The organism is Haloplanus sp. HW8-1 (genome assembly GCF_023703795.1).
Taxonomy (GTDB): domain Archaea; phylum Halobacteriota; class Halobacteria; order Halobacteriales; family Haloferacaceae; genus Haloplanus; species Haloplanus pelagicus.
Window position 1 is genome coordinate 74,600 of record NZ_CP098520.1, and the last position, 23,638, is coordinate 98,237.

The following is a 23,638-nucleotide window of genomic DNA, read 5'->3' on the forward strand; positions in this document are numbered from 1 at the left end:
CAGTTGTCGCGAATTGAATCGGAGTCGAAATCTCACCTATTTGGTTCGTCCAGGAGTTCGATGGTGACGGCCGCCTCAAGATGATGCCACAGTAGACCAGACCGGAACGTCTCAGTAAGGGTTGTTGCGCAATCAGGGAATTGAGCAGGCTCTTGGACGTCGTGGAGATCGTACACCCGAGCAAGGGTCTGGAGCGTATAGGCGATGGCGACGAGATCGCTTCCAAAGGTGTCGCGGTCAGTATGGAGGAGATCGTCGAGCGCCGAGTAGCGGGCCTCGAGCAGTTGGTCGGAACTCACTGTTTCGAGCGAGGTTCCCATCTCATCGAGTTCATCAAGGACGTTGTCGACGAGAGATTCGACGAGCGGTAGCGGTTCGGGGACGGTGTTGGAATAAACGTCTGAGTCATTCGGAGACTGCCTCCCCATGATTAGTGCCACCATCACCTTTGGCCTCGGCTTTCTCACGGAGGCGAGCTTTCTCGGCACAGTGGTCGGCATACACCCGAGAAAAGCGATTACGCTGGCTCTCGAGGGTCATCTGGGAGCACCGGGCTCGGCGAGCTCGGTCGAACGCAAACGGGTCGCGATACTGCAGATGCGTCGGGATACTGACTTTCGCGAGGTCACCCCCGGATGAGACACCGAGTTCTCTAAGATAGCGTCGGAGCAGCGCCTCCGTAGAGCCGATTTTCGACCGCAGTGCTCGAAGCGTGCGCTCGTGACCGGATGCGAGGCCATCGCGCGCCTCGTAGTCGATAGCATCGAGGTCGATATCATCCCACCGAGGCACGTTATTGGGCGTAGAGTCACCGGTCATACACTGGCTTGCGCTTCGTCCGGGATATTCGCGCTCGGTGCGTCTGGGGTGATGGGTGCGCAGACAGCGGGTGGGTCGGGGTCGGTGTCGTTGTTGTCCTGAAAGCGACGGGCGATTCGGTCGTGGAGTGTTGTGCGCTCCCGATCGTCGTCCGTGTCATCGTACGGACGACCGGCAGGGAGGGCGATTCGACCGGAGATCGTCCCGTCGCCGTGAGCGGTGAAGAGGACATGGTCGGTGGCGTAGCCAAACGTGTTGACCGCGAGTTCGTGGAGCTGTTCTACTTCCCTACGGGTGCGTTCGGGCGCGTCTTCTGCGACTTCATAAGTCATGTTTGTACGTCCCTCACCGATACGGGGGGAGACAAACTTGTCCTACGCTACGCTCGCGCCCGTGTTGTAACGTAGGACGTTGAGCGCCGGAAGAACAATTCAAAATGCTCCGATCGAGACCTGTTCGGTGGTGTCGCCACCTTCTTCGGTGGGTGTATCCGAGCGGTCCATATCTTCGAGCGTTTCGGCACAGATATCGAGCGGGCACGTTCCGTAGTGGCCTTCGTCGACAGCGAGGCGGTCACGTGTTCGGTGTGGATGGACGAAATTTCCACCGTGCCCCGACGGGCGCTTGCATTTCGTGCCGATGGGAGCGCCACACGACAGGCACTCCACCTCGAGGACGGGGTCGCGGGGCCACGTTCGATCACAACCGTCACGATTGCACGAGATAGTCATGCGAACTCGTCGAAACCGGTCTGGGAGGTCTCACTCGGGTCGAGCGTGACGTCGAGATTCGATGCGAGTGTTGGTTCTTCGGGCATCAGTTCCGGGTCGACGTCCGGCTCGGGCTCAGTGTCCGACTCCTCTTGTACGGCGCCGGCTTCGGTGTCGTCGTTCAGGTCGTCGACGTGGGGCGCACCGAAGAATCGGGTGAGGACACGGTCACGCTCGCCGGAGTCGAGTTCTCGTACGGGATGGTCGCCCCGGACGAGCTGGGCGGTGCTGATGAACCACACGCGGCGGGCCTCAAGTTTCAGGGCGTCACCCAGGAGGACATATCCGGTCATGTCGTTGAGCACGAAGTTGAGTACGGCCATCTTCGCGCAGAGAGGATCTTTGTCGTATCCGAGGTAAACGGCCGGAGCCTCCGGTGCGAGGTCCCGGAGTCGGCGGGCACTGTCGGTGATGAGTCGACCGCTTCCACACCCGGAGATATCACCGATCACGAGCGGGTCTTCGGGCGTTGCCTCACGAAGACTGTCGGCATCAGGGAGATTTATCTGGGCCATCGCTCGGCTCACCGATCCGGGCGTGAAGTACTGGGCGAAATGCTCGCTGGTGAGACCGTAGTGTTCGTAGACGCCCCCGAGGATGTCTTCTCGCGTTTCCTCCATCGCGAGGACGAGACCCCCGAGGGCGTTGGCGTGCAGCGTCGCGAGCTCTCGAACCGTCTCCTTGTCGCGACCATCCTTCCGATACCGATCGAGAGGTTTCTGGTAGGCGTCTTCGTCGCCGGAGAAGCTGGCAACCGCCATGTTGACCCAATCGGAGAAGACCTGGTAGGGAGAGTCGCCCGTTTGCTGACTGATGTCCTCAAGCGGGTCGGTGACGTGTTCGCTGTGTTCGGGTTCTAGGAGTGTCGCCATGGCTACGGCAGACCTCCCGATGTTCGCGGCTGGTGGGAAACGGCGATCTCGGGACTGACGAATCGACGAGCGCGGTGAGGGACGTCAATCCCCCGGCTAAGGGGGATGAAAATCGAGTCGTGGTCGCCGCAGACGATGCTTGCGAGGAGTTCGTGTTTGCACATGACCCGGTAGGGTGCGGATTGCTTGTACGGGCACGAACAGGTGAGGGCGTCCCCCCACGGGATGAATGGGTACTGACTCCCGCTGTCGTACTCTCCGACAAGGATGGGCGCGGGGAGTTCGATGCCGTAGTCAGCGAGGGCCACTGGCTCGTCGGTGTTCGCGTGTGAGAGAGCAGATTCGTGGAGGACGTATACCGAGTCGAGGTCGTGTTCTCGGGCGACCTCGTCGGGGTCGGTGTCGTCGTCGACGAGGACCATCCCGACGAAAGCGTTGTGCTCGAGGAGGCGGTTGGCGTCGGGAGTGGGTCCGATGCACTTCTCGATCAGCGACCCGTAGGACGACTCCTTGAGGATCTGTCGGAGATTCGCGCCGGGGATAAGTTCCTGATACCACTTTTCCCGGTCCTTACGCACCTCACGCACGGCGTCGCGGGCGTCGGATTGCTCGCGGGCTTCGCGGATACGTGCAGCGAGATAGGCAGGTGCGTCGACCAGAACAGTGTCATCGTCGGTGTGTTCGTAGAATTTCTCCTCTTCGCGAATCCGTACTTCGCACGATGCCTCGGCGTGACTGAGGCCCACCGGCTTCTGTTTCACCCCTCTCCAGGGATGGGTTGCGGGGGTCTCGGCTTTGTATTCCCACGGATTGTAGTCTCCGAGGAGCTGGTCGCGACGGACAGGCCCGCCGCGCATAAAGTCGAACCGAATCTGGTGTTCGATGGGTTCGACGTTTGGTGGATCGCGGTCGACATCGTAGTCGTAGTCACGGTCCATATGTGCGAGTGCGCCTGGTGGCAACGCCAAGTGGGGCACACTGCCGTCGGCTGAGTGGATGGTTCGACAGGACATGATTGACGAAGGGCGGAGTGCTGACGTCGGTCGTCTGCTGGACGCCCCGCTACCGACGCGGGGGGTGACAAATTGGCCCAGAAAAGGTCCTACGTAACGAACCGAGTGTCGTCGTAGCGTAGGACTATCTTAGAATGATTCGCAGGGATCCTCGTACTTTCAAACGTAGCAGATCCTCAACCGAATGAAATCACGTTGACCGATCACAGCCCGGCTAGCAGGCTCGCGAACTGGTCGAGTCTGTCGTCGAGACGCTCGGGTGTGTAAACGGCCTCTTGGCGTTCATAGTACAGCGAGAGTTCGGAGGCCCTGTCAGAGAGCGACCCGGGCTGGCAATCGGTCGCGATAGTGAGCGAACACACGGGGGCATACGATCGCCGTATCTGGTCGATGACGGCGTCCGTCGAGGAGGGGTTGTCGTCTGTCACGGTGATTATCAACGGCTCGTCGCGCTGTGCTTCGACGAGCTCATGGGCAAGACCAATTGCATCAGCGAGGGGCGTCCCGCCACCACACGTCTTATCGAGGAGATTTGCCTGGACGTGGCGAGTGTCTATGCTGAATGGTTTCACGAGGCGGGCGTCACCGTCGTAGAAGTCCGTGATCGCGACGCGAATCCCGAGGTTCTCGGCGGCGAGCGCGAATCGGGCGAGGGCCTGCGTCGCGACCTCGATCTTCGGTGGTGACCCCCGACGCATCGACCCAGAACGGTCGAGGACGAGGACGAGCGCGTACTGCTTTTCGTTCCCAAGCGTTCGAGATTTGCACACGCGGGGGTCGCCGATGGCGAGGCGATGACCGGCCCGCGAATCGTAAGCCCCGGCAGAGAGGCCACGCCGCACGCTTTTGCGGCGGTCGAGCCGGAGGTACATCTCGAGGGTGTCTGCGACTTGATCCGCCCCTTCTTCGATAGCGCCCCACTCACGAGGAGGGGCGAGGTCGTCGCTGATAGGGAAGATATCGAGGTCGTCCAGGCATCCAGGCCCACCCTGTTGCTCACCCCCTTCACTGTCCCGTTCTTCTCCATTCTGTGCTTGCTGGCGCGCGGATCGTTCGAGCTGGTCAGCGAGCGCGGAGAGTTCTTGCTCAAGGGCCTGTTCGTCGATGCCTTCGCGCTCGGACTCACCGTGGGCCGCGCGTTCGTCTCCGGCGAGGGCATTCTCGTAGGTGGCTTCGTCTTCGTCGGGTGACCTCGTCGAACTCTCGGCGTGGGCAGGCCCCTCCGGGATATTTGGCTCCGATTCAGCGTCTGATTCGGCTTCGGGCTCTGAACCGGACTCCGATTCCAAACGTGCGTCGGTGTCCATGTCCTCCGCCGCCGCGCCACTGCTCGCTGTCTCGGGCGTCGGGGTCTCCGCTTGGTCCGACTGCCCTGCATCATCCAACTCGTCCGAGGAATGCTCGTCGTCACCCTCGCCTGCGCCCGGATTATCGTCGATCTCGTCTTCGCTTGTATCGGGACTTTCGCTCTCGCGATCGTCTTGGGTATTGCCGCCAAATTCCCCGAGAGTGAGCTGGTCTTGGTTCTGTTGCTGAGTGTCGATAGAACTCGACGCGGCGGATTTCGGGACGTCACCCGTGTTCTTCTCGGGCGATGGTGACTTCGACGGTGCTTCTGTCTCGGAAGAGTTGGTCTCTTGACCCGGGTTCTCTCCCTGTTGTTCCTGCTCACGTTGTCGGGCGCGGTCGGCGGCCTGCGCGATGGCTTGGGCCCGACTCGACGGTTCGGAGTCTGACTCGGTCTGTCCCTCACCTTCGCTCTCATCTTCGTCTCTGACATCGGTGTCGTCTCCCCCGTTTTGAGCGGCGTCAGGTCGCTCCTTGTCGGCTTCTGCGCCACCTGTGTCCTCACCATCCCCGTGGCGCTCCTGTGCGCCCTGACCGCTGCTGGGGGCCTGTTCGTCACCTCCTCCTTGATTGTCGATATCGTCGACGTCGGTGGGGTCGGGATCGTCGGTAACCGGCGGTTGCTCGAAGACGTTTTGGCGGGGGTCACTCGTTGCTTCCCGCGACAGTGAGACGTCATTCGGATCAAAGTCTTCGGGGAGTTGTGTCGGGGACTGTGGCTGTGGCTGTGACGGTCCCTGTGAATCCTCATCTGTACCAGCGTCCCCCTCGCCGTCCTGTGGGCCTTCGTTTCTACTGGAGATGTCGTCGCCCGCGTCAGGGTCGGATGGCGTCTCGGGCGGATCTGCGGCCTCGCCACCCCCATCCCCGCTGGACTGGTCTTGCTGCCCGCTTTCGTTCTCGTCGACGGCCCCCTGTTGATTGTCTTGGGCGTCCTGTTCCTGCTCTTCTTCGTCCTCTTCTTCGTCCTCTTCGTCGGCCTCGAGGACGGGCTGAATATGGTCGGTCCAGGTCTGGATAACCTGTCGCGCTCGACGGATCGAGGCGGTCTTGTCGTGGTTGTGAGTGATGTCTGATCGGTCGGCGCTCCGAATCGCGTGTACGTCGTCAGACAGCGTACACAGTTCCGAATGAATCGCCTCGAATGCATCCCGATCCGCGTCACTCTTGAACTGTATGCGAGGGTCATCTCCGTCGAGGAGAACGTCGGTCGTCCCCGTCGGATAGATGGCCTCGTCGTACAGACAACCCGTTACGGCGTCCCAGAAGGAGTAGCGGATTTCCTCCCCATCAGGGATATCCTCGGGGGTCTGCGAGTGAAGTCGCCGGGTGAGTTCGAGTCGGATCCCGGCGTTATCGCTGAAATTCTTGCCGAAGATAGCTTCGGACTCGATTGCGCCATCCTCGACGATGTTGATAAGGTCGTGAACCTGAGTGTGGTACTCGGGGTCGATCTCGGCCACGAGGAGTTCCGAGATGGCTGTGATGGCGGTCTTGAGTATATGGAGAAGTTCGTGAAAAGCCAATCCGAACTGGTGGGCATGGTCGGCGGTGAGCTGGTCGTTGAGTGGGATTCGCGTGAGATCGGCTTCGTTCCCGGTCACCAGTACCAGGTAGTCGGCGTCGACGCCGGCGAGCAACTGTTCGGCCTGAGCGCGTTCGATTTCGGTCGCATCCGAGGAGACGATGGCATCGACGTCGGCGGGGAGAACGGCAGCAGTCTGGACGCTGGAGGAAATGACGACGTCGACGGTCACATCCCTGGGTAAGTGACCGAGGATAAACTCGCGGAGACGGTCGGCCCGCTGTGTAGAAATTCGCGATCTCACAGCGACGTTTGGTTTGAGGTCGTCTGCGACCTGATGGCGTTGAACTGACATGGTTGGAACAGGACCGAGGCGGGGACGGACGAGTAATGGACAGAGCATGCTGCCCCTCGCCGTCACGGGGGCGCACAAACAAGCGCGATGGTTCCTCTAGGAGGGTGCCATACAACTCTTCACAAAGTATTGTTTCAATCAATAAATGGTGAATCAACTGTTCAGTACTCCTGCGAGTCTTGCACAGAGACGTTGCGAAATTTCTTTGCGTCTGCCAACTGATTGCTACTAATATGAGGCTTCCCTCCCCCTCATACAGTGGTTACGCAGAATTTGTAGCGACTGTTCTCGTGACCATCGCGGTTCTCCAATACGTCGGTATCTTTGGCCCCACCGGGGATATTGATGTAACATATCTCGTTGGGATGGGCCTTACTCTTCCAGTGTTTGCCTATCTCCTGACTGTCGCTTTCGAGAACGTCGCTTGGGTTTCGCAGTGGGATAGACTGGTTCAAAACGAAGGGTGAGAGCAGGTCGAGTTACACGCCGAATGACACGGCTGGCTCAGCAAATCAGGAATGGCATCGGAGTGACCACGTGCTGAATAGATGCTCTGTACTGATCAAACCAGGAGTCTCGAACATTAGAGTATGCGAATCATTATATGACACCTTCTTTAGAGGTAGTCGTTGAGCGTTTCGTAGGCGTCCTCGGGATACTGGTTTGGTTCGGCGACTCCCCAGAGCACTCCTTTGACGGCAGCCTTTGGGTACACTCCGTCTTCGATGTGTTCACAGAGGATAGTGAGATTCCGCGTCGAGAGCGTCGGCCAGGACTCTTTCTCCCGGGTCTTGTGGGCGAATTGGACGATCTTTGTAAGCGTCGGTCGATCCACGACGGGTTTACCGCTGTTCACCTGCCTGTCGAGCGTATCCACTTCTTCCTCAACATCCTGGATGTAGGGCTGCTCGAACGAGCGGAAGCGGCCTCTCGTCGCCGAGTTCATCGGCTCCGAATCCCGGTACTCGCGGGTCGGCGGGTTCATAGTGATGACGAGGCGGGCCGACGGGTGGGGCTCAACGAGTTCACCGTGACTCTTCACCAAGAGCGTCCCCTCGTTCAAGAGTCGGTGTAACGCGATGGCAGCGCCGGCCTGCATGACGGGGAACTCGTTGATGACGATCGTATCGCCGTTCAGAAGGCCCTGTTTCACGGCGCCGTTGCGGGGAACGATGACGTCGCCATCGGGAACGAGCGGGCCGAAAAGGTCCTCGGGTTCGGTCGCTCGGTCGACATCGATTGACTGGTAGCCCCGGTTTGTCTTGTGGCACAGATACTTGAGAAGGTAATTCTTCCCCGACCCACGCGGCCCGACCACCCGAATCGGGATGAGGCCACGGGCGAGTTTCTTCGCGATGAGTTCGTCAAGGGGGAGCTGGAAGCGTGGGTCGATGGGGACGGCAGGTGGGACGACCTCGCCGTTGTCGTCGACCGGGAGCGCGTCATAGGCTGCGTCGGGGTGAGTCGCGGCCTTCGGGACGCTCGGGTAGTCGGGATCGTCGAGGATGTGCAGGCCAGTGGTGACGGGGCTCCCGGCGTTGCGGCCGATATCGGAGACGTACATTCCGCGCTCGTCGTCGGGCTCCCACCCCTCGGAGTGGTACTGGGGTTCACCGACGGAATCGGTGACGAGCGAGAGGTCGGTGACGCGAGCGGCAGCCCGTTCGGTGTCGGGGTCCATCCGCTGGTCGTAGTAGGTGGCGGCGTTCTTCGCGAGGCGGAGTCCAACGGGGACGTGCGTGGCGGCCTCTTTGAGGAGGTTCTCGGCGCGGCTCTCGGTGAGCGTGCTGGTGAGGCCGGCGATGTCGTCAACGTTGGCGTCCGCGAGCGACTCGAAGGCGTCGTACCCGGCGTCTTGGAGGGCGTCATTAATCGTGTCGGTCACGACTTCGATCATGCGGAAGTCAACGTCGGTGTCTTGTTGGAGTTCGCCGAAGGCATCGGTGATGACCTCGGGTTCCGTCCCCTGTGGTGAAACGCCGGTGATGGTGGCGTTCCCGCTCGAAGAGCGATCTAGCGTGTAAATACCGGCGTCGTCCCCCTCGTCGATGAGGTCGGCGGCGTCCTGGTCGGAGAGGTCGACGTAGTCGGACACTCGTAGCGCCACTCGCTCGACAGGGACGTTGCCTCCTTCACGTTGGAGGAGTCGGTTCACGAGGTGTGAGAGGACAACCTGGCCTTCGGGAGTGGTGTCGCCACTCGCGGTGGATGCTGAGGACATGAGTTCTGGTGGTCGAGGCGTTCTGTCTGGGCCTTTCCAGCCCCTTCACCTGTCGGGGGGCGACAAAAATGGCGTTCCACCGTCAGAGAGCGTGCAACGGTCGGTGTCTAGAATCGAATTCCGAACAGGGAAACGAGGTACGGCTCTCGATTATAAAGAGCAAGGCGAATACCCGCGCCTTTAGGCCTGTCTCTTACCCACAAATCGAGTCGTTGCCGAGGTCAATAAATCCGATCGAAACCTCGATATCTACAGATTTAACACTCCTATGGAACGATTTTGCTAATCCCGTGTACCACATTCAGTAACCCCCTACCGCCGAGATCATCGCCCGGATCACTCCTCGCCTCGATCTTCCGATTGCAGATTGGGTTCGACAGCGTCTGAAACGTCTGTTTGGGACTCCGTGAACTTATGGGTAAGAGACAGGCCTTTAGGCGCGGGATGAATTCGACAACCCATTCCACAACCCACCATCTATGGCAGGGCCGGATATTCCACCAGTCTCAACCCACACTTTTACAACAGAAACAAGTATAAGTGATTATACAGGCGTTCAAGATGCTGGAAGTCCACCGAACACACCAAGCGAAAATCCTCAACCACCAGCAGGTAGAGGAACCGCTCAACCGGCACGGGTGGTCGGCCAGCAAGCTCTGGAACGTCGCTAACTACCACTCCCGAGAAGTGTGGGAGGAAACGGGCGAGATTCCCGACCACGGCGACCTCAAAGACGAGTTGAAGACCCATCCAAAATACAAGGGACTGCATAGTCAGTCCAGTCAGCGCGTTCTGGAGGAACTCGCTGAAGCCTTTAACTCGTGGTACGGCAAGAGGCAGTCCGATGATCGCGCGAATCCGCCCGGCTACTGCAAGAAAAACTACTACGACAACGACGGCAACCGCGTCCACGAAGAACACCCCCGTTCGACGGTGACGTGGAAACAGAACGGCATCCGCCACGACACGAAGAACAACTGTGTCCGACTTTCGAAAGGCGCGAATCATAAGGAACACCCGAAAGCGTGGGAGTACATCCTTGTCGAGTACGAGACGCGCCCCGGCGTCACCGTCGATAACCTACAACAAGTTCGCGCGGTCTACGATAAGTCGAATGAACGGTGGGAGCTGCATCTCGTCTGCAAAGACGAAGTCGAGACGCCCACCGCACCCGGCAACGAAACGGCGGGTATCGATCTCGGCATCAGCAACTTCGCTGCCGTCGCCTACAGCACCGAAGACGCCGACCTGTACCCCGGCAACCGCCTCAAACAAGACGGGTACTACTTCCCGAAAGAAATCGCCAAGTGCGACGACTCGGGTGGCAAACGGGCCACTCGACTGCATCACAAGTGGTCGGAACGCCGCACCCACTTCTTCCATTCCTTAGCGAGACACATCGTTGAACAGTGCGTCGAGAAGGGTGTTGGGCGAATAAATGTCGGAGACTTGGAAGGCGTCCGCGAGGACGAAGACGGCGACTCGAAGAATTGGGGTCGGCACGGCAACCTTGACTTGCACGGGTGGGCGTTCGACCGCTTCACGTCGATTCTCACGTACAAGGCGAAGGTCGAGGGAATCGAAGTCGTGGAAGTGTCAGAGCGCGATACGAGTAAGACGTGTTGCGTGTGCGGTAGAGAAGACGATAGTCAGCGTGTCGAACGCGGCTTGTACGTGTGCGAGGAGTGTGATGCGGCGTTCAACGCTGACGTGAACGGGGCGGAAAACATCCGCCACGACATCAACAATAGCGAAAGTAACTCTGAGTCTTCGGCCAGTTTGGACGAGGATAGGAGTACCGGCTGGTTGGCACAGCCCGGAGTCTACCTTCATGACCTCTCCCGAGGATTCCAACCTCGGACAGAGGTGGTGGACTGCAAACCCTAATATCCCAATCCAGCGGTGCGGTGCCGTGGGATTCCTCCGCGTTCACGCGGAGGAGGATGTCAATACTCCATTCGTCTGATTGTTGAAAGAGTGGTTATCTAGAGAATTGATATCTGTTCTCGACGGTATCCGCGAAATCGAACGCCTTGACTAACTGAACGTGATTCTCGTAGCTGTGTTGAGAGAGTGCTCGCTCAATCCCACGGAATGCGGCTCTGTCGTTCGTGTAGATCGCTATCGAGTTTGTGAGTCCGTCTTCCAAGAGCGTAGCAGCCGCCCCACCTACTTCTGCATCGGCTTGCTCTATCGTATGCTCGGGACGCTCAGTTGCGGCGGAGATATAGTGTCGAACCATATCCATCGTGGCTGAAACGACGGGGTTCGAGTAATCAACTTCATCCAAGACCTGCACCCAGCCGGATTCTATCGCATCGTCAATTGGAGGTTGGTCGTAGGGATAGGACTCTGGCGTGAGTTCGTCGTATACTCGCTGCGGGACCAAGAGAACGATATCGTGTTCGGTCACTGCCCGCTTGAGCAGGCCAATCGTATCGTGGCGCTCGAAGCGAATGAAGAGATTCGTGTCAATGAGGTGGCTCTCGACATCGGGAAAGAGGTGTTCCGGCACGGGTACTACTCGCCGGTTCGCTCGTCGACATCTGCGTCCAACGCCTCGATATCGATTTCCGTCGAAATCTCGTTTTCTACATCAAGGAGGATTTCCTGGAGTTCCTGGAGGATTGTTTCGGCTTCGAGGACGGGAATCTCCTGCTCGCGAGCCATAATCCGGGCAGTCATCTCCGATTTCGTGTAGGCCCGAGCGTATTCGATTGCCGTCGCCAGACCGCTGACTTCGTGGCGTTCGACGTAAAGTTCGATATTGTCGTTTGAGTCGCGTTGAGCCAGGGCAACGAGAAGCGTCGGGGTGATTTGAAACGTCTCTTCCCCGGTCTGTATGGTCATATCGACCCGACGAGCGCTATATCGGTGCGGCTGAGAGTCCGTCACGCGCTTGAGGACACCGATTTCCACGAGATGCTTGACATCCTCGTAGACCGTGGTTTGAGAACTCGCAGAACGGCTTGCGAGCTCCTCTACAGTGGGGGTGTCGAGTTCGAGTACCCGAGCGTACAGACGTGCCAACCGTTCGTTCTGGATCACGTCAGAAACTGCCAGCATCGTATCCAACGGGTGCGAACCCGAGAGAGCTGATTTGGCCATGTATTTTAATTTCCGCGGAATACATAAAGTTGTATCGGTGGGCTAAGTGGTGCTTCCAACCGTTGATTGGGGGGTTTGTTATTCCTCAAACCGGAGAAGAGACTCATTATTTGATAGAACCGTGTGTAAGAGATAGAAGATTATGCAGCACGCGCCGATTTGAATCTCTCTACTGACCGTATCTTAATATCCTCAAAAGTAAGTTTATTCAACAAGCAAAATAATACTACTTAAGACAAAATGACGTTTTCATTTGATACCACGTATAAAAATTTGGACCCAAACCTCTATTCGAGAGTAACGCCAAAAAGTATCGCTAATCCAGAAATTGTAGTTCGTAATGACGGGCTCTGTGCTGATCTTGGATTGGATCCAGCGGAACTCAATACTACCATTCTAGCAGGCCAAGACCTCTTGGAAGAACCAATCGCCCAAGCATATGCAGGCCACCAGTATGGGAGCTTTACCGTCCTGGGCGATGGGAGAGCGATGATACTCGGCGAACATGTGCGCGATGGTGATAGATACGATATCCAATTAAAAGGCTCCGGTCGAACGCCGTACTCCGGGAGAGGCGACGGCAACGCAACTGTCAGCTCGATGCTCAGAGAGTATCTGTATTCATATGCGATGCAGAATCTACACATCAAAACATCGAGAAGCCTAGCTGTCCTCGAAACTGACGAAGCGATCCGACGACGGCGGAAGGAACCTGGAGCCATTCTTGTCCGAGTGATGAACAGCCATATTCGATACGGGACCTTTCAGTATGTTGCAAGCCGAGCAGCCGACGAACTACAGCGATTCACTGACTACGTTATCGACAGACACTACCCACAGCTAACTGCAGCGGATCGTCCATACCTCGATTTCTTTGATGCAGTCATGCAGTCGTCGATTGAGATGGTTGTCGACTGGCTGCGTGTCGGATTCGTTCATGGCGTGATGAATACCGACAACATGAGTATCGATGGAGAAACATTTGATTACGGGCCCTGTGCGTTCATAAATTACTATGATGAGGATGCGGTCTTCAGCTCGATCGACAAGCACGGGCGATATGCGTTCGGCAACCAGCGACCCATTTTGCGGTGGAATCTCGAACGTCTCGCAGAGGCGCTCCAACCGCTGTGTACACGAACGGCGCTCACGTATGATGAACTCGAAAGTAAACTGGACGAATTTGACGATCGATTTGATGCACAATACTACACGATGACGCGAAAGAAGCTGGGGATCACCTCGGATGATGAGGAAGCACTCGTCGATGAATTCCTGGAGTGGCTCCGCAAGTCGAACGCAGACTATACCAATACGTTCCTCGAATTAGAGACGCCCGGTACGTTTGATGACCCAGCGTTTGCAACTACAGAATTCGAACAGCTCAGAGATAAACTGGCTGCTGTCGGCCTAGATGAGGAGTTGATGCAGGAGGCCAATCCGCGGTACATTCCCCGCAACTACCTGGTTGAACAGGCATTGGACGAGTATCTCGAAACTGGGACTCTTTCCACATTCGAACGGTTATTGAACGTGCTGGAAAACCCCTATATATCGAAGGATATGGGTTCACAATTCCAGCAACCGCCGCCACGAGAATTCGATACGGAGTATACAACGTACTGTAATACGTGAGCCAATAGTACCAAAGTAGGTATACTCATCAACTCGCCATTGCTCATGCGAGGACACTATCATCGGGCAAACAGCAGTTACTGTTGATGAACTGTTGGGCATCGCCGATTGAGAGAGCAGTATTCACAAATGCAAGACTCGCGCCCTCCATCTTGCACGCGGTGAGAGAATTATCTGCCATCTAATATTTGAGCGTGTGATTATGAACTCACGAATCCACAGTTGAATGACCACTTCGTTCACGGTGAATCAGGAGATGTCACCGAGTCGTCGCTGAAGCTGATCCTGCACTCGGTGTGCTTGCTGATCCGAGAGGTCGGCCTCTGTATCGACGCTGATGCCCGGGATATCGACGATGTCTTCGAGAGAGTCACTGAGCGTCTGCTGATTCTCGGGAAGGACATGCTGGGAGTCGTCGTCCGTCCGCCGGTCGTACTCTTGCATGGCGAGTTGGATCATCATCGCTGGCTTTCTGAACAACTCGCCAGCGACCTCAAGGTACTCCTGATAGGTATCCGAGGCCATCGATCCCTCGTATTCCTGTAGTACCGCGATGAGCAAGGAGAGCTGAAGGTTGAACACAGTTGGTCGCGAGGAGGGCTTTGCGATCGAGATCGCTCGGTCGGCGGCCCGCTCTGCGTATTTGAATGCGATCCCCCAGTAGGTGTAGCAGTCTTCGACGGAGAAAGGGAGGTCCTCAAAGTCGTACGCGATGGCCCGTGTCCGACGAATAGCGGTATCGACCTCGATCATCCGAGTGTCGATGTCGTCGTAGATAGAGCGCCACCACTCGCTAATCGGGACACGGCCCTGACTGCGTTCGTGATCGGCATTCGTGGCTTTCCCGTAGTGCCGCCGTGTGTACCGTTCGCCCATATCGGGAAGGACGGTCCCGCTGTCGGGGAAGAAGAGGACAGGTCGCGCCCAGAGCGTCTGCGTGCCTCGGAAGTCGTACCCGGTCTGGAAGCCGCCGTAGATGATGGTCTCCGATCCTTCCTCGTCTTTGTTGGAGTCCTCATCGGAGTCGCTATCGTTACTAACAGCGGTGGTGATGCCGTCTTCTTCGACGTCGTCTTCGATGTCCCCCTGATCGCCGGAGACGACGTGACGGAGGCTCGGGCAGATGACGACCATCTTGAACAACCCACCCCAATCGCGGTAGGACACCCACCCGAAGGGATTGGTTTCGCCGCGCTGCTGGAGTGCACTGATGATGGGGAGATACGCCTCCTGTGGGTTGATAATGGAGTACGAATCCGAGGCGATCTGCCACCGGAACTTAACATCGTAGCCGAGCGCGTTCAACGCCTTTCGGCGGTCGTCGACGATATCTTGATGATCATAGACACGCACGACTGCGTCGGCCTCACTCGCGGCGGCGAGGTCTTCGATCGAACTTCCGGTATAGGATTCGAGTGCGTCGACGTCGAGGCCATGCACACGGCGGATGACGGCAGTGTCGACACGCCCGGATGTCTCGACGAAATCGTTGGTCGCCCAGAGTTCACCGGAGTTCGCCTTCGGGAGGGCTTGGATAGCTTCCTTAAACGAGCGGGAGTTCGCTGCCGAACACCGGGTTTCCGGTGGAACTTCATCGGGATATTCCCGGGAGTCGTTCTCAGTGAGGCCGACGAATTTTCGGTCTGTCTCTCGGGTTAGGAGATCGGCAAGCGGAAGGGGCGGGCGGTCGGTATCGGTGCGACTGGCGCTAGTATCGTTCTCGTCCCCACTGGTGTTCTCGGTCTCGTTCTCGTTCGAGTCGGAGCCGGGGGAGCGAGGCTGGCTGGAACTGGATTTGGATTCTGTTGACATGGGTGAGTCCTCGGTATCGAAAATGCCGCGGGAGTACGCACACGGCTGGGAGTGAACGGAGAAAACGCAGAGACGAGACGGCCGATCCCGTATCATGGGAGTTTGCCGCACAGTACTACAGCTACGAAGGGGAGTGGAGCGTGGAGAACCGCTAGAGCCGAGAGGAGAAAGATGGGGGGTGGTGGAGAGCCCGAACAGAATCCGTCCCGGTGGTCGTCAATCGACGCGCGGAACGCTTGGAGTGTTCTGTTTGGACATCCGATCCCCCCACCGAACAGGGGGGAACAAACAGGTGAGAGGGAAGCCGAGTCGGTCAGGCTGCTGTGGGTTACTCGTCTGCCTCACTAAGAGTACTTGTGAACGTCTGCTGGGCGGTGTCGCCCCGAGTGTTGGACATCTCCGAGAGCGACATTTCACGGGTGTCGTGCTCGGGGATGTGCTCTGTACCGCCGAAGTACTGGACGAAGCCGGGGCGAGCGTTAGTGATTTTCTTCGCGGATGCGTCGCTGATCCCCGCGAGCTGGGAGTGATTGCGCCCATAGCAGACCCAGGCTGCGAGTTCGCCCATCGAGTCGAACTGCTTGACGAGCGTACTGCGGGCGTTCGAGGGAATGTCGAGGCCTTGAATTCGATAAAGTGTCCCCGAAGCGACGGCGTCGCTGGCGGGATCTTCCTCACCGCTCCAGATGGCTTTCAGCCGTCGAAGGTTCTCGCGACGGTTCCCCGACTGCCACAGAACCTCCGCGTACTTCTCGGCGAGAGCGATCTCCGCGGCGTACGTGATGGACTCGAGGTCGGCATCCTCGAGATCGGGAACGTCTTCGGGGCCGGGGGCGGTGTTTTCGGGGTAGTCGCGACCGTCGATGGCCTCGACGTACTCATCTGAGCGGTAGTCTTGACGTTTGATTTCCCAGGTATCGTCGGTTAGTTCACGCCGGACGAAGTTCTCCGCGAATAGGTGGTAGTGTTCGACAGCGTAGTCCACGCCTTTGAGCGGGGCGAGGAGTGCGATAGCGAGTTGACTGGCCTTCTCGTCAGAGGCGTCAGGCCCCCAGTCGAATCCGCCGGGAGCGAGTCGGTGGACGAACAGATGCTTGTCGAGCAGGTTATCGCCAGCGTAGACGAAGTTTCCGCCAACGCCTCGTTCGCCTTGGTACGGTTCGTTCTTCCATTTCGTTTTTCGCGAGTAATCGGTTTTTGCTGGCATGAGATTAAGTCTGAAGGTGGGTTATCCATCAGCGGATTGGTGGGACTGCGACGGGTCCGAGGCGGGTCGTGCCTCGGTCGATGGTGTGGGACTCGGTTGTGATTGCTCTAGGTTGGTCGGAGACGAATGGTAGATGAGGTACTCGTCGTCATCGGCAAGTGCCTCGAGAACGCAGGACGCGCAGCCCGCGTAGTCGTCTGGCCAGCTGTCGAGTCTATAGAGTGAGTTCGTCTCCCAGCGACAGTACGGACACTTCCGCTGGGTTTCAGTTCTCGTATCGATAATCGAGAGAGGAGCCGCGTAGCGTCCAGGAGCCATCGATCGAGTAACTACCCAAGAGCCAAATCGCTGTTCGTGGTCGGGTCAGTCCCGGTATGTGCCCCAACGGTGGTCTCGTCGTTTGCTCCGTCAGGACTGAGATCGAGGCAGTGTTCGCCGATGGCGGTCTCCGGTTCGTCCGGGTGGAATACCCGGATAGTGAGTGCATCCTCGGAACGATCGACAGAAACGATGAATGTCTCGCCAAGCCGTATATCTGCATAGGTATCGCCGTCGCTGAGGGAGGTTAGCGAAGTCATTAGTTGGACCGGATTCGGGGGGCAATCATCGAGAGAATCTCGCACTCGCCGTCTGCAAACTCGTATTCGATCATCATTGGAAAGTCCGTCCCGAAGGTGATGCTGATTGCAGCGTTCTTCGGGAATTTCCGGGAGATGTCCTTAACGTAGTCAAGCGAAAACAGCGCCTCCGCGTCGACGGCGGTCAGCTCGGTATACTCCTCCTCCGTAAGTTCTAGGGACACGTCGTCGGTGTCGCCTTGGGCTTCGATGAAGACGGCCTGCTCGGTCTCGTCACAACGGATTTGGATGTGGTCGGAGACCATATCAGCTGCTTTCACCCCCCGCCTGATCTGCGATTCATCGACAGTGAACGACGCGGGGAGATCCATGTCCGGAATTTCGGGTTCCGACCTGATGCTGTCGGGGTCGATACACGCCATCGTGAACTCGACGCCATCGATGTAGATGACGAGTTTGAACGTATTCGTGTCGAACGAGAGTTCGACGAGATCATCCTTCTTCGCGAGTTTTAGGACCCCCTCGAGACGTTCGAGATTGAGGCCCAGAACACCCTCGGAGGCGTCGTAGGACTCGAAAGCCCCTGCGGACAGCACACCGTCGTCCATCGCGACGTTTGCGGGATCGACCGCACGGACCTGAATGCCATCAGGCTCAACATTGAACTTCACCTCGTCGACGATGGCGCGAAGCGTACCGACGAACTCCTTGATGTCACCGCCCATGATGGCGGCCTGGAACTGGCTCGGCGGTCCGGTGCCGACATCGGCCTCTTCTTCTGCGTCTTCCTCGACGTCCTCGTCGGCTTCACCGTCGGTGTTGGATTCTTGCTCCGGTTCAGAATCTGGTTCCGATTCCAGATCTGGTTCGGGCTCGCCTTTGGGTTGGGTATTTTCAGCGGTTTCTGCGGTGGTCGCGTCGTCGACGTCCATCTCAGATTCTACGTCTGAGGATCCGTCGTCGGGTGTGGTCGCTGGCTGTGCGTCCGCGCTTTCGGATTCGGTGTTGGTACTCATGTTTGAGTGGAGTCGTGGTCGCGATACTGTCGGTGATCGAGCTGCTCACGAAGGGAGAAAATCGAACCAATAATAGTAATAATAACGGTAGTACCGTTATGAACGGTAACCGTCATGAACTCTTCTACCTCCCCCCATCCCCGTGGGGTGGGCAAAACCGAGCATGATGGTCGCGATCTCGGTCACTCGGGGAAGTCGATAACGTCGGGGTTGGTCGAAAGCTCCCTGGCGACGCGGTCGAGTTCGACATCGTCGAGAGTGATTTTGATGAGCGCCTCGAGTGCATCGTCGTAGGCTTGCTGTACTTCACTCTGATTCGAGGCAGCGTCAAGGCGCTGCTGGAGTGCGGTCTGGAAGCGATTCGCTGCACGGTGGCGTGCGAGTGAGCCCATTTCGAGTTCCCCCACCGTCTCGGGGTGCGACAAACGAGCGGGGGTCGCAGGTTCCGCGTCCCGAGTGTTGGTCCTACGTAACGATTCGGATGGTTCGATTAGGACTGTTGCGTAGGATATAGGGGTGTCATCCGATCCGTCTCGTCGCCTACCACCGTTCCACAGGGTAACGAGAAATGGTCGAGGTTGCCGTCCGGATCGGGAAGTTCTCCGTCATCGGCAAGGCCTTGGAGCTCCCTCCAGAGCTTGCGAATCGTTGTCGGGGTCGTGTAGCCTTCCTCGGCAAGAGTTTGTTGGGTAAGTCGGAGGTTGCTTTGCCCACTCTCTTTGAAGGCGTGATAGAGACAGGCAACGGCGACGCCGTTCGGTTGCCGGCCGTTCGCGAGGACACCCACAGCGTTCGATCTGGAGAGCTGGTAGGCACGGCGTTCGAGACGAGGGGAGGCATCAACGGCACTCGCGAGTCGTGGGATGTAGTCCTGCGGGAGTGGTGGAGGCGTTGCGAGCTCAAGATCTTGATTTAGGCACTTGTAGTCCTGATTGATTTCTTTAATATCGACACGAGCGACTTCACCAATCTCTTTGAGCGTGCGTGGCAGGCGTTCGAGACGGCAAGCAGCGTACACACAGGCACTCGCCATACCTTCGACGGAGTTGCCGGCGAGCATCCCTTCTGCGCTAACCTCGCGGTAGAGGTCAGCGGCGCGGTCGTGGATAGAGCCGGAGAGTTCGAGCGCACTGACGAGGCGAGCGATTTCGCCGAGGCCGAGGCGGAGCGAGCGGTCGCGACTCGAGCCGGTTTTCGATCGACTATCCCACTTACGGAGTCGACGGAAACGCCGTTTGGTCTGACGCGACAGCGGGCGGTCGTACCCGTCACTGTTATATCCGATCTCCGTCGGGAGCCCCTTATGATGGAGGCGATGTGTGGTGGGAGCGCCGCCACGTTCGGGTTCACGGCCGTCCCCAGTATCGACCCAGCGAAGGCGCCGATCGAGGATATCACGGAAGAGTACGAGGCCACATTCCCCACAGTAGGTTTCCTCCTCGTCAATGACGAGGTACTCGTCGGTTGCGCACTCAGGACACTGTATTTCATCGGTCGATTCCGAGTCCGTGGCTTTCGACTGCTCGTCTTCGGAGGCAGTCTCGCTGGAAAATGACTGAGTCTGCTGCTGGTTCTGCCTGAGGCGCGTCGAGACGGGAGTGGGAGACCCCGACCCGGCGGAAGACGAGCCGGTACTATGGGTCGTAGTGTCAGTGTTCTCGAGGGCATCTTGAGACATATGGAACGGGGGCGTAGACCCCCCAGTTCCTCCGGGGGAAGACAAACTGAAGGCGAGGAATCTGGTCGTAAGCAACCGAAGAGCACGATTCACGGTCCTTCGAGTTCGCTGTGTTCGTGTTCACTCATCGACGTCATCCCCGGAGGAGCGTGTCTGGCGGTGCTCACCGATCGGGATTAGTGGCTCGTCCATCCGAAGGATGAACATCCCCTCACTAGTAGTGATGACGTCGTCGGCGGGGGTCGGCTCATGGTGAGCATAGTGCTCGATATCGTTGCCGAGCAGGACACGGTGGGTGTCCGAGTCGTGGACGCGCAACTGGCGTTCGTAGCCATCGTCAACGTGGGTGCCGGCGAGGGCGAGGACGAACCACCCCGAGTCGGGTGAGCCTCGCGTGGCTTCGAGAACACGATAGACACGGCCGGTGTCCTCGTCAAGGAAGTACACAGTCGGCGGGTTCTCGCGGTCGATATCGTGGGCTTTCGAGAGCGTCTGGAGAACGCACTCGTCGTCGAATTGATCGCGAAAATCAGCGAACGTATCGGGAGCAGTGCCTATGTCAGTATTCGTTTTGTTCGCACTTGAGTCTGTATTTGCGTCTGGGTCAGTGTTCTGGGTCATGGGTTCGGGAGATTGCATAGTTTCGGCTCTTGGTCATCCGGGTGGCCCGTTCGCGGATTCGAGAATCCCGAGGATGTCTGGGTCGTGCTTGTCGTGGAAGGCATCGAGGACATCCCACTGCCACTGGAAGTGACCAGGATCGCCGAATTGGTTGACGCCGAGGCCCTGCGTACGGGCGAAGTGTTCGAGGTCGATACAACGGATAGAAGAGACATCACCACCCTCACCAGGCGGAACGTTGGCGGCTTCGGGAAGCGGGGTCTCGATCCAAGCGTCGAAACACGCGTCGTTCGAGGACGTGACTACGACACCGTCGGTCGCCCCAGCGAAGAGTTCGGTGGTGATTCGACCGAGATTCTGGTACACACCAGCGGGAATTGCGAGGAGGTTGCGATCGTGGTCGATGGTAGCGTCAGTGCGGATCTCCCGGGGGTGACCTCGGACGAGCCACTGCTCGTCGTCGTTGAGCCAAGCGCCTCGCCTGAGGCGTTCGATGGCGGCGTCAAGGTGGTCGTGCGTGCGGTACTGGAGGTAGCCGGAGATTCGCGCGTAGAAGCTCATGCTGGATGGGGGATAGGAGATGGAGGCGAGTTGCGGCGAGCGTCGTGGCGAAAGATTCGAGCCGGCTGCTCATCCCAACTGGATATGGTCAATTTCTCCATCGGGATCGACGCGGTACTGGTAGCCGACGTGGGGGAATCGACATTTCTCGTAGCCGACGGTCTGGATGACAAAGGGCTCGGTGAGGAACGGCGAGAGTTCGCGAAGGAAGTCCTCGGTGTGCTCACCGGCGTAGTCCCAAAGGAGTTCCTCGGTTTCGTCGTTGATGACGACCTCGCGTTCGTCTTCATCGAGATTGTCGTCGAGGCCCTCGAGGACGGCCTCGCGAACGGTCGGCCGATGCGTCGGGGAGAACGAGGCATATCCGTAGAGCGTGAGGTGCGGCGGGTCTGCCTCGCCGGTATCGGGATCGCGTTCGGGAACCGCAATCTTCACCATGATGTCGTCGAATGAGCCCGTGCCGATGAGCCATTCGTCGAGAAACTCGCGGAGTTCATCGACCTGAGTGGGGTCGATAGTCGGTGCGTTCGAGGCGGTGCTGAGCTGGAGTGTAGCCATTTCGTGTTGAACCCTCCACCATTTCAGGGGAGCACAAACGCGGGGGTCAATAGTTCTGCACACGTCTTGGTTGAACATGAGTAAAACAACGGAACGACTGGTATCTGGGCAGAGTGTCCCATCTGCGACGATGTCGTGAGTCCCGAGTGAATTCTGAGCAACGACACGACAGCAGAGTCAAGTGTTCTGCACTATTACGCTGCCAGGAGGCCGACTAATGAAGATTTCTGAAGAACTGGCTCTGTTGAAATCCTCAGAGAGTTACAGGTTGGCCCGGTAGTCTGACCAGATGGATACCCTCCCAAAATCACAGTTGCTCCGGTTCGTTGAGCAAGCGATGCACTTGGCACACCGAGCTGTTGCCCCTTACTCCTCAAAGTTCTCAAAACGACGGTACACACTCCACCAGCACATCGTTTTACTCTGTCTCAAAGTTCGAAAGAACACGACGTACAGGACGCTTCTCGACGAGCTCATCGAGATGCCCCGCATTCGGAAAGCCATCAACCTGGACGAACTCCCGGCACCCTCAACGTTGTGCAAAGCGTTCAACCGGCTCGATATGGCCGTCTGGCGTGTTTTGCTCAACCTCTCAATCACGCTTCTTCCGACTAATGGTATCGTCGGGATCGACGCTTCCGGCTTTGACCGCAGTCACGCCTCGAAACACTACACGAAGCGAACGAAGTTGACGATACACCAGTTGAAAGTCACACTTCTCGTGGACACGAAAGCAAATGCTATCATCGACGTACACGTAACAACGACACGAAGACACGACTCCCAGATTGCGCCCTCACTCATTGAGCGGAATACTGGTGATATCGCAGTTCTTCTCGGTGACAAAGGATACGACGACCAGAAGGTGCGTGCAGTAGCTCACGAGGAGAACGTTCGCCCGCTCATCAAACACAGAGAGTTTTCGTCGCTCCACGAGGCGTGGAATGCTCGAATAGATGCTGAACTCTATGGCCAGCGTAGTCAGAACGAGACGGTTAACTCTCGGATCAAACGCAAGTACGGCGCGTTCGTCCGCTCACGGCACTGGTGGAACCAGTTCCGAGAAATTGCCATCGTCTGTCTCACTCACAACCTTGATCGCTCACTCTGACCGGAAGAAGCAGCGGGACGTGAAATATCAACCGTCTCAGAGACCGAAGTGTGCGTCGCGTTCAACGACTGTGTATCCCTGAGCGGTGAGCACATCGTCGCGGTACCGTTTTGCCAGTAGTTCCTGTGGTATGCGTCGTAGACCAAAACGCCGGTTCGAGGTATATTCTACCTCTATGATCGTATGTTCGTTCGTGGAATTGATTGTCGAAGTGTACGTTGCCCAAGGCTGATCGTTTACCGTGACTTCCGACTCAACCAGATACCCTCCGCTTGATGTAGTATCCGTATGAGTGTCAACGGCTACCTCTACAGAGCGGAGTCCGAAAAGATACGAGACGGGATATATCGCCATATTATCTTCTGTGGTAACCTCATTGGCTACACCCCACTGAAGTGCCAAAACAGGGGGTGTTGGGCCAGTAAAATCATCAACGACTGTCCCCAGATCGTCGTCCGTTTGGAGTTGAATTGTACCTCTCGACTGAAGTACTGGAGCGCGTGCGGCGATAAGCAAGATAGCTGCGACAACGATCGCTGGGAGAAGTGAAGTCGCAAGGTACGTCCCGTGAAACACCGATACTACGAGTACGACGACAAATGCACTAAGAGGGCGTTCACGTCTGTGATATCGTTTTGCAACGTTGAGAGCTTCCTGTGATCGCTCGATGTCGTTTGTGGAGGGCATTATGGAAGACTTCTGTTGCAGGATTATTAGTCCTATTAAACATTTCTTCGCAGCTTACGTTTCGACACCATTCGGTGTGAATAGATATTCCTCTAGTCAACTGCATAGGATTTCAACACCTATGAAAGCCTGCTAGCTCAACAA

The 23,638-nt window shown here is 57.6% G+C and carries 23 protein-coding genes and 1 pseudogene; 6 read left to right on the forward strand and 18 right to left on the reverse strand.

All coding sequences use genetic code 11. From position 1 onward, the window contains the following. Positions 1–32: 32 nt before the first annotated feature. The 6 genes from NBT82_RS19380 to NBT82_RS19400 form a co-directional block, all read right to left on the reverse strand. Positions 33–500, reverse strand: a complete 468-nt coding sequence (locus NBT82_RS19380; RefSeq protein ID WP_251331603.1) for a hypothetical protein — start codon at positions 498–500, stop codon at positions 33–35. A 315-nt stretch (positions 501–815) separates the two neighbouring features. Further along, entirely contained in the window at positions 816–1,151 is a 336-nt protein-coding gene (locus NBT82_RS19385; RefSeq protein WP_251331604.1) for a hypothetical protein, read from the reverse strand. A 99-nt stretch (positions 1,152–1,250) separates the two neighbouring features. Next, positions 1,251–1,550 carry a zinc finger domain-containing protein gene (locus tag NBT82_RS20380; RefSeq protein ID WP_425601782.1) on the reverse strand — a complete coding sequence of 100 codons (300 nt, stop codon included), beginning with the start codon at positions 1,548–1,550 and terminating at the stop codon, positions 1,251–1,253. Continuing rightward, positions 1,547–2,461, reverse strand: a complete 915-nt coding sequence (locus tag NBT82_RS19390; RefSeq protein ID WP_251331605.1) for an N-6 DNA methylase — start codon at positions 2,459–2,461, stop codon at positions 1,547–1,549. Before NBT82_RS19390 ends, NBT82_RS20380 begins: the two co-directional genes overlap by 4 nt. Before the next feature lie 2 nt (positions 2,462–2,463). Then, positions 2,464–3,399, reverse strand: coding sequence for a hypothetical protein (locus NBT82_RS19395; RefSeq protein ID WP_251331606.1), 936 nt, complete (start codon positions 3,397–3,399; stop codon positions 2,464–2,466). A gap of 278 nt (positions 3,400–3,677) precedes the next feature. After that, positions 3,678–6,578 (reverse strand): VWA domain-containing protein, encoded by a 2,901-nt coding sequence (locus tag NBT82_RS19400; protein ID WP_251331607.1) that lies wholly within the window; start codon positions 6,576–6,578, stop codon positions 3,678–3,680. A 356-nt stretch (positions 6,579–6,934) separates the two neighbouring features. On the opposite strand from NBT82_RS19400, the gene NBT82_RS19405 reads away from it, so the two are divergent. Continuing rightward, positions 6,935–7,168 (forward strand): hypothetical protein, encoded by a 234-nt coding sequence (locus NBT82_RS19405; protein WP_251331608.1) that lies wholly within the window; start codon positions 6,935–6,937, stop codon positions 7,166–7,168. A gap of 149 nt (positions 7,169–7,317) precedes the next feature. On the opposite strand, the gene NBT82_RS19410 is transcribed toward NBT82_RS19405, so the two are convergent. Next, entirely contained in the window at positions 7,318–8,922 is a 1,605-nt protein-coding gene (locus NBT82_RS19410; RefSeq protein WP_251331609.1) for an AAA family ATPase, read from the reverse strand. A 561-nt stretch (positions 8,923–9,483) separates the two neighbouring features. Here NBT82_RS19410 and NBT82_RS19415 point away from each other — a divergent pair. Next, positions 9,484–10,809: an RNA-guided endonuclease InsQ/TnpB family protein gene (locus NBT82_RS19415; protein WP_112077778.1), complete on the forward strand. Its 1,326-nt coding sequence runs from the start codon at positions 9,484–9,486 to the stop codon at positions 10,807–10,809. Positions 10,810–10,903: 94 nt separating this feature from the next. On the opposite strand, the gene NBT82_RS19420 is transcribed toward NBT82_RS19415, so the two are convergent. Both NBT82_RS19420 and NBT82_RS19425 read right to left on the reverse strand, forming a co-directional pair. Beyond that, entirely contained in the window at positions 10,904–11,437 is a 534-nt protein-coding gene (locus NBT82_RS19420; RefSeq protein ID WP_251331610.1) for a PIN domain-containing protein, read from the reverse strand. A gap of 5 nt (positions 11,438–11,442) precedes the next feature. Next, positions 11,443–12,030, reverse strand: coding sequence for a helix-turn-helix domain-containing protein (locus NBT82_RS19425; protein ID WP_251331611.1), 588 nt, complete (start codon positions 12,028–12,030; stop codon positions 11,443–11,445). 240 nt (positions 12,031–12,270) lie between these two features. Between NBT82_RS19425 and NBT82_RS19430 the strand changes: the two genes are divergently transcribed. Continuing rightward, positions 12,271–13,665 (forward strand): protein adenylyltransferase SelO, encoded by a 1,395-nt coding sequence (locus tag NBT82_RS19430; RefSeq protein WP_256309226.1) that lies wholly within the window; start codon positions 12,271–12,273, stop codon positions 13,663–13,665. 249 nt (positions 13,666–13,914) lie between these two features. Here NBT82_RS19430 and NBT82_RS19435 read toward each other — a convergent pair whose 3' ends face one another. Continuing rightward, on the reverse strand, positions 13,915–15,477 hold the full coding sequence (locus NBT82_RS19435; protein ID WP_251331613.1) for a hypothetical protein: 1,563 nt from the start codon (positions 15,475–15,477) through the stop codon (positions 13,915–13,917). A gap of 328 nt (positions 15,478–15,805) precedes the next feature. Continuing rightward, complete coding sequence (locus NBT82_RS19440) at positions 15,806–16,684, reverse strand: DUF6166 domain-containing protein (RefSeq protein ID WP_251331614.1); 879 nt, start codon at positions 16,682–16,684, stop codon at positions 15,806–15,808. 374 nt (positions 16,685–17,058) lie between these two features. Between NBT82_RS19440 and NBT82_RS19445 the strand changes: the two genes are divergently transcribed. Continuing rightward, positions 17,059–17,253, forward strand: a complete 195-nt coding sequence (locus NBT82_RS19445; RefSeq protein ID WP_251331615.1) for a hypothetical protein — start codon at positions 17,059–17,061, stop codon at positions 17,251–17,253. Positions 17,254–17,261: 8 nt separating this feature from the next. Here the strand turns inward: NBT82_RS19445 and NBT82_RS19450 are convergent, their stop codons facing one another. From NBT82_RS19450 to NBT82_RS19480, 6 genes are all read right to left on the reverse strand, one after another. After that, positions 17,262–18,278, reverse strand: a complete 1,017-nt coding sequence (locus tag NBT82_RS19450) for a DNA polymerase sliding clamp (protein WP_251331616.1) — start codon at positions 18,276–18,278, stop codon at positions 17,262–17,264. A gap of 182 nt (positions 18,279–18,460) precedes the next feature. After that, entirely contained in the window at positions 18,461–18,670 is a 210-nt protein-coding gene (locus NBT82_RS19455) for a hypothetical protein (RefSeq protein WP_112077698.1), read from the reverse strand. A gap of 98 nt (positions 18,671–18,768) precedes the next feature. After that, positions 18,769–19,956 (reverse strand): transcription initiation factor IIB, encoded by a 1,188-nt coding sequence (locus tag NBT82_RS20385; protein ID WP_425601783.1) that lies wholly within the window; start codon positions 19,954–19,956, stop codon positions 18,769–18,771. 120 nt (positions 19,957–20,076) lie between these two features. Beyond that, a complete protein-coding gene (locus NBT82_RS19470) occupies positions 20,077–20,403 on the reverse strand; it encodes a hypothetical protein (protein WP_251331617.1) in 327 nt (108 codons plus the stop codon). A gap of 207 nt (positions 20,404–20,610) precedes the next feature. Further along, complete coding sequence (locus tag NBT82_RS19475) at positions 20,611–21,138, reverse strand: hypothetical protein (protein WP_114450769.1); 528 nt, start codon at positions 21,136–21,138, stop codon at positions 20,611–20,613. Positions 21,139–21,207: 69 nt separating this feature from the next. After that, positions 21,208–21,696, reverse strand: a complete 489-nt coding sequence (locus NBT82_RS19480; RefSeq protein ID WP_251331618.1) for a hypothetical protein — start codon at positions 21,694–21,696, stop codon at positions 21,208–21,210. Positions 21,697–21,786: 90 nt separating this feature from the next. On the opposite strand from NBT82_RS19480, the pseudogene NBT82_RS20470 reads away from it, so the two are divergent. Together NBT82_RS20470 and NBT82_RS19485 are read left to right on the forward strand one after the other, a co-directional pair. Beyond that, positions 21,787–21,846, forward strand: a pseudogene (locus NBT82_RS20470) (DUF7837 family putative zinc-binding protein); the annotation flags it as partial. A 139-nt stretch (positions 21,847–21,985) separates the two neighbouring features. Then, positions 21,986–22,807 carry an IS5 family transposase gene (locus tag NBT82_RS19485; RefSeq protein ID WP_251331619.1) on the forward strand — a complete coding sequence of 274 codons (822 nt, stop codon included), beginning with the start codon at positions 21,986–21,988 and terminating at the stop codon, positions 22,805–22,807. Between the two features lie 36 nt (positions 22,808–22,843). Here the strand turns inward: NBT82_RS19485 and NBT82_RS19490 are convergent, their stop codons facing one another. Next, positions 22,844–23,494 (reverse strand): hypothetical protein, encoded by a 651-nt coding sequence (locus NBT82_RS19490; RefSeq protein ID WP_251331620.1) that lies wholly within the window; start codon positions 23,492–23,494, stop codon positions 22,844–22,846. Positions 23,495–23,638 lie beyond the last annotated feature (144 nt).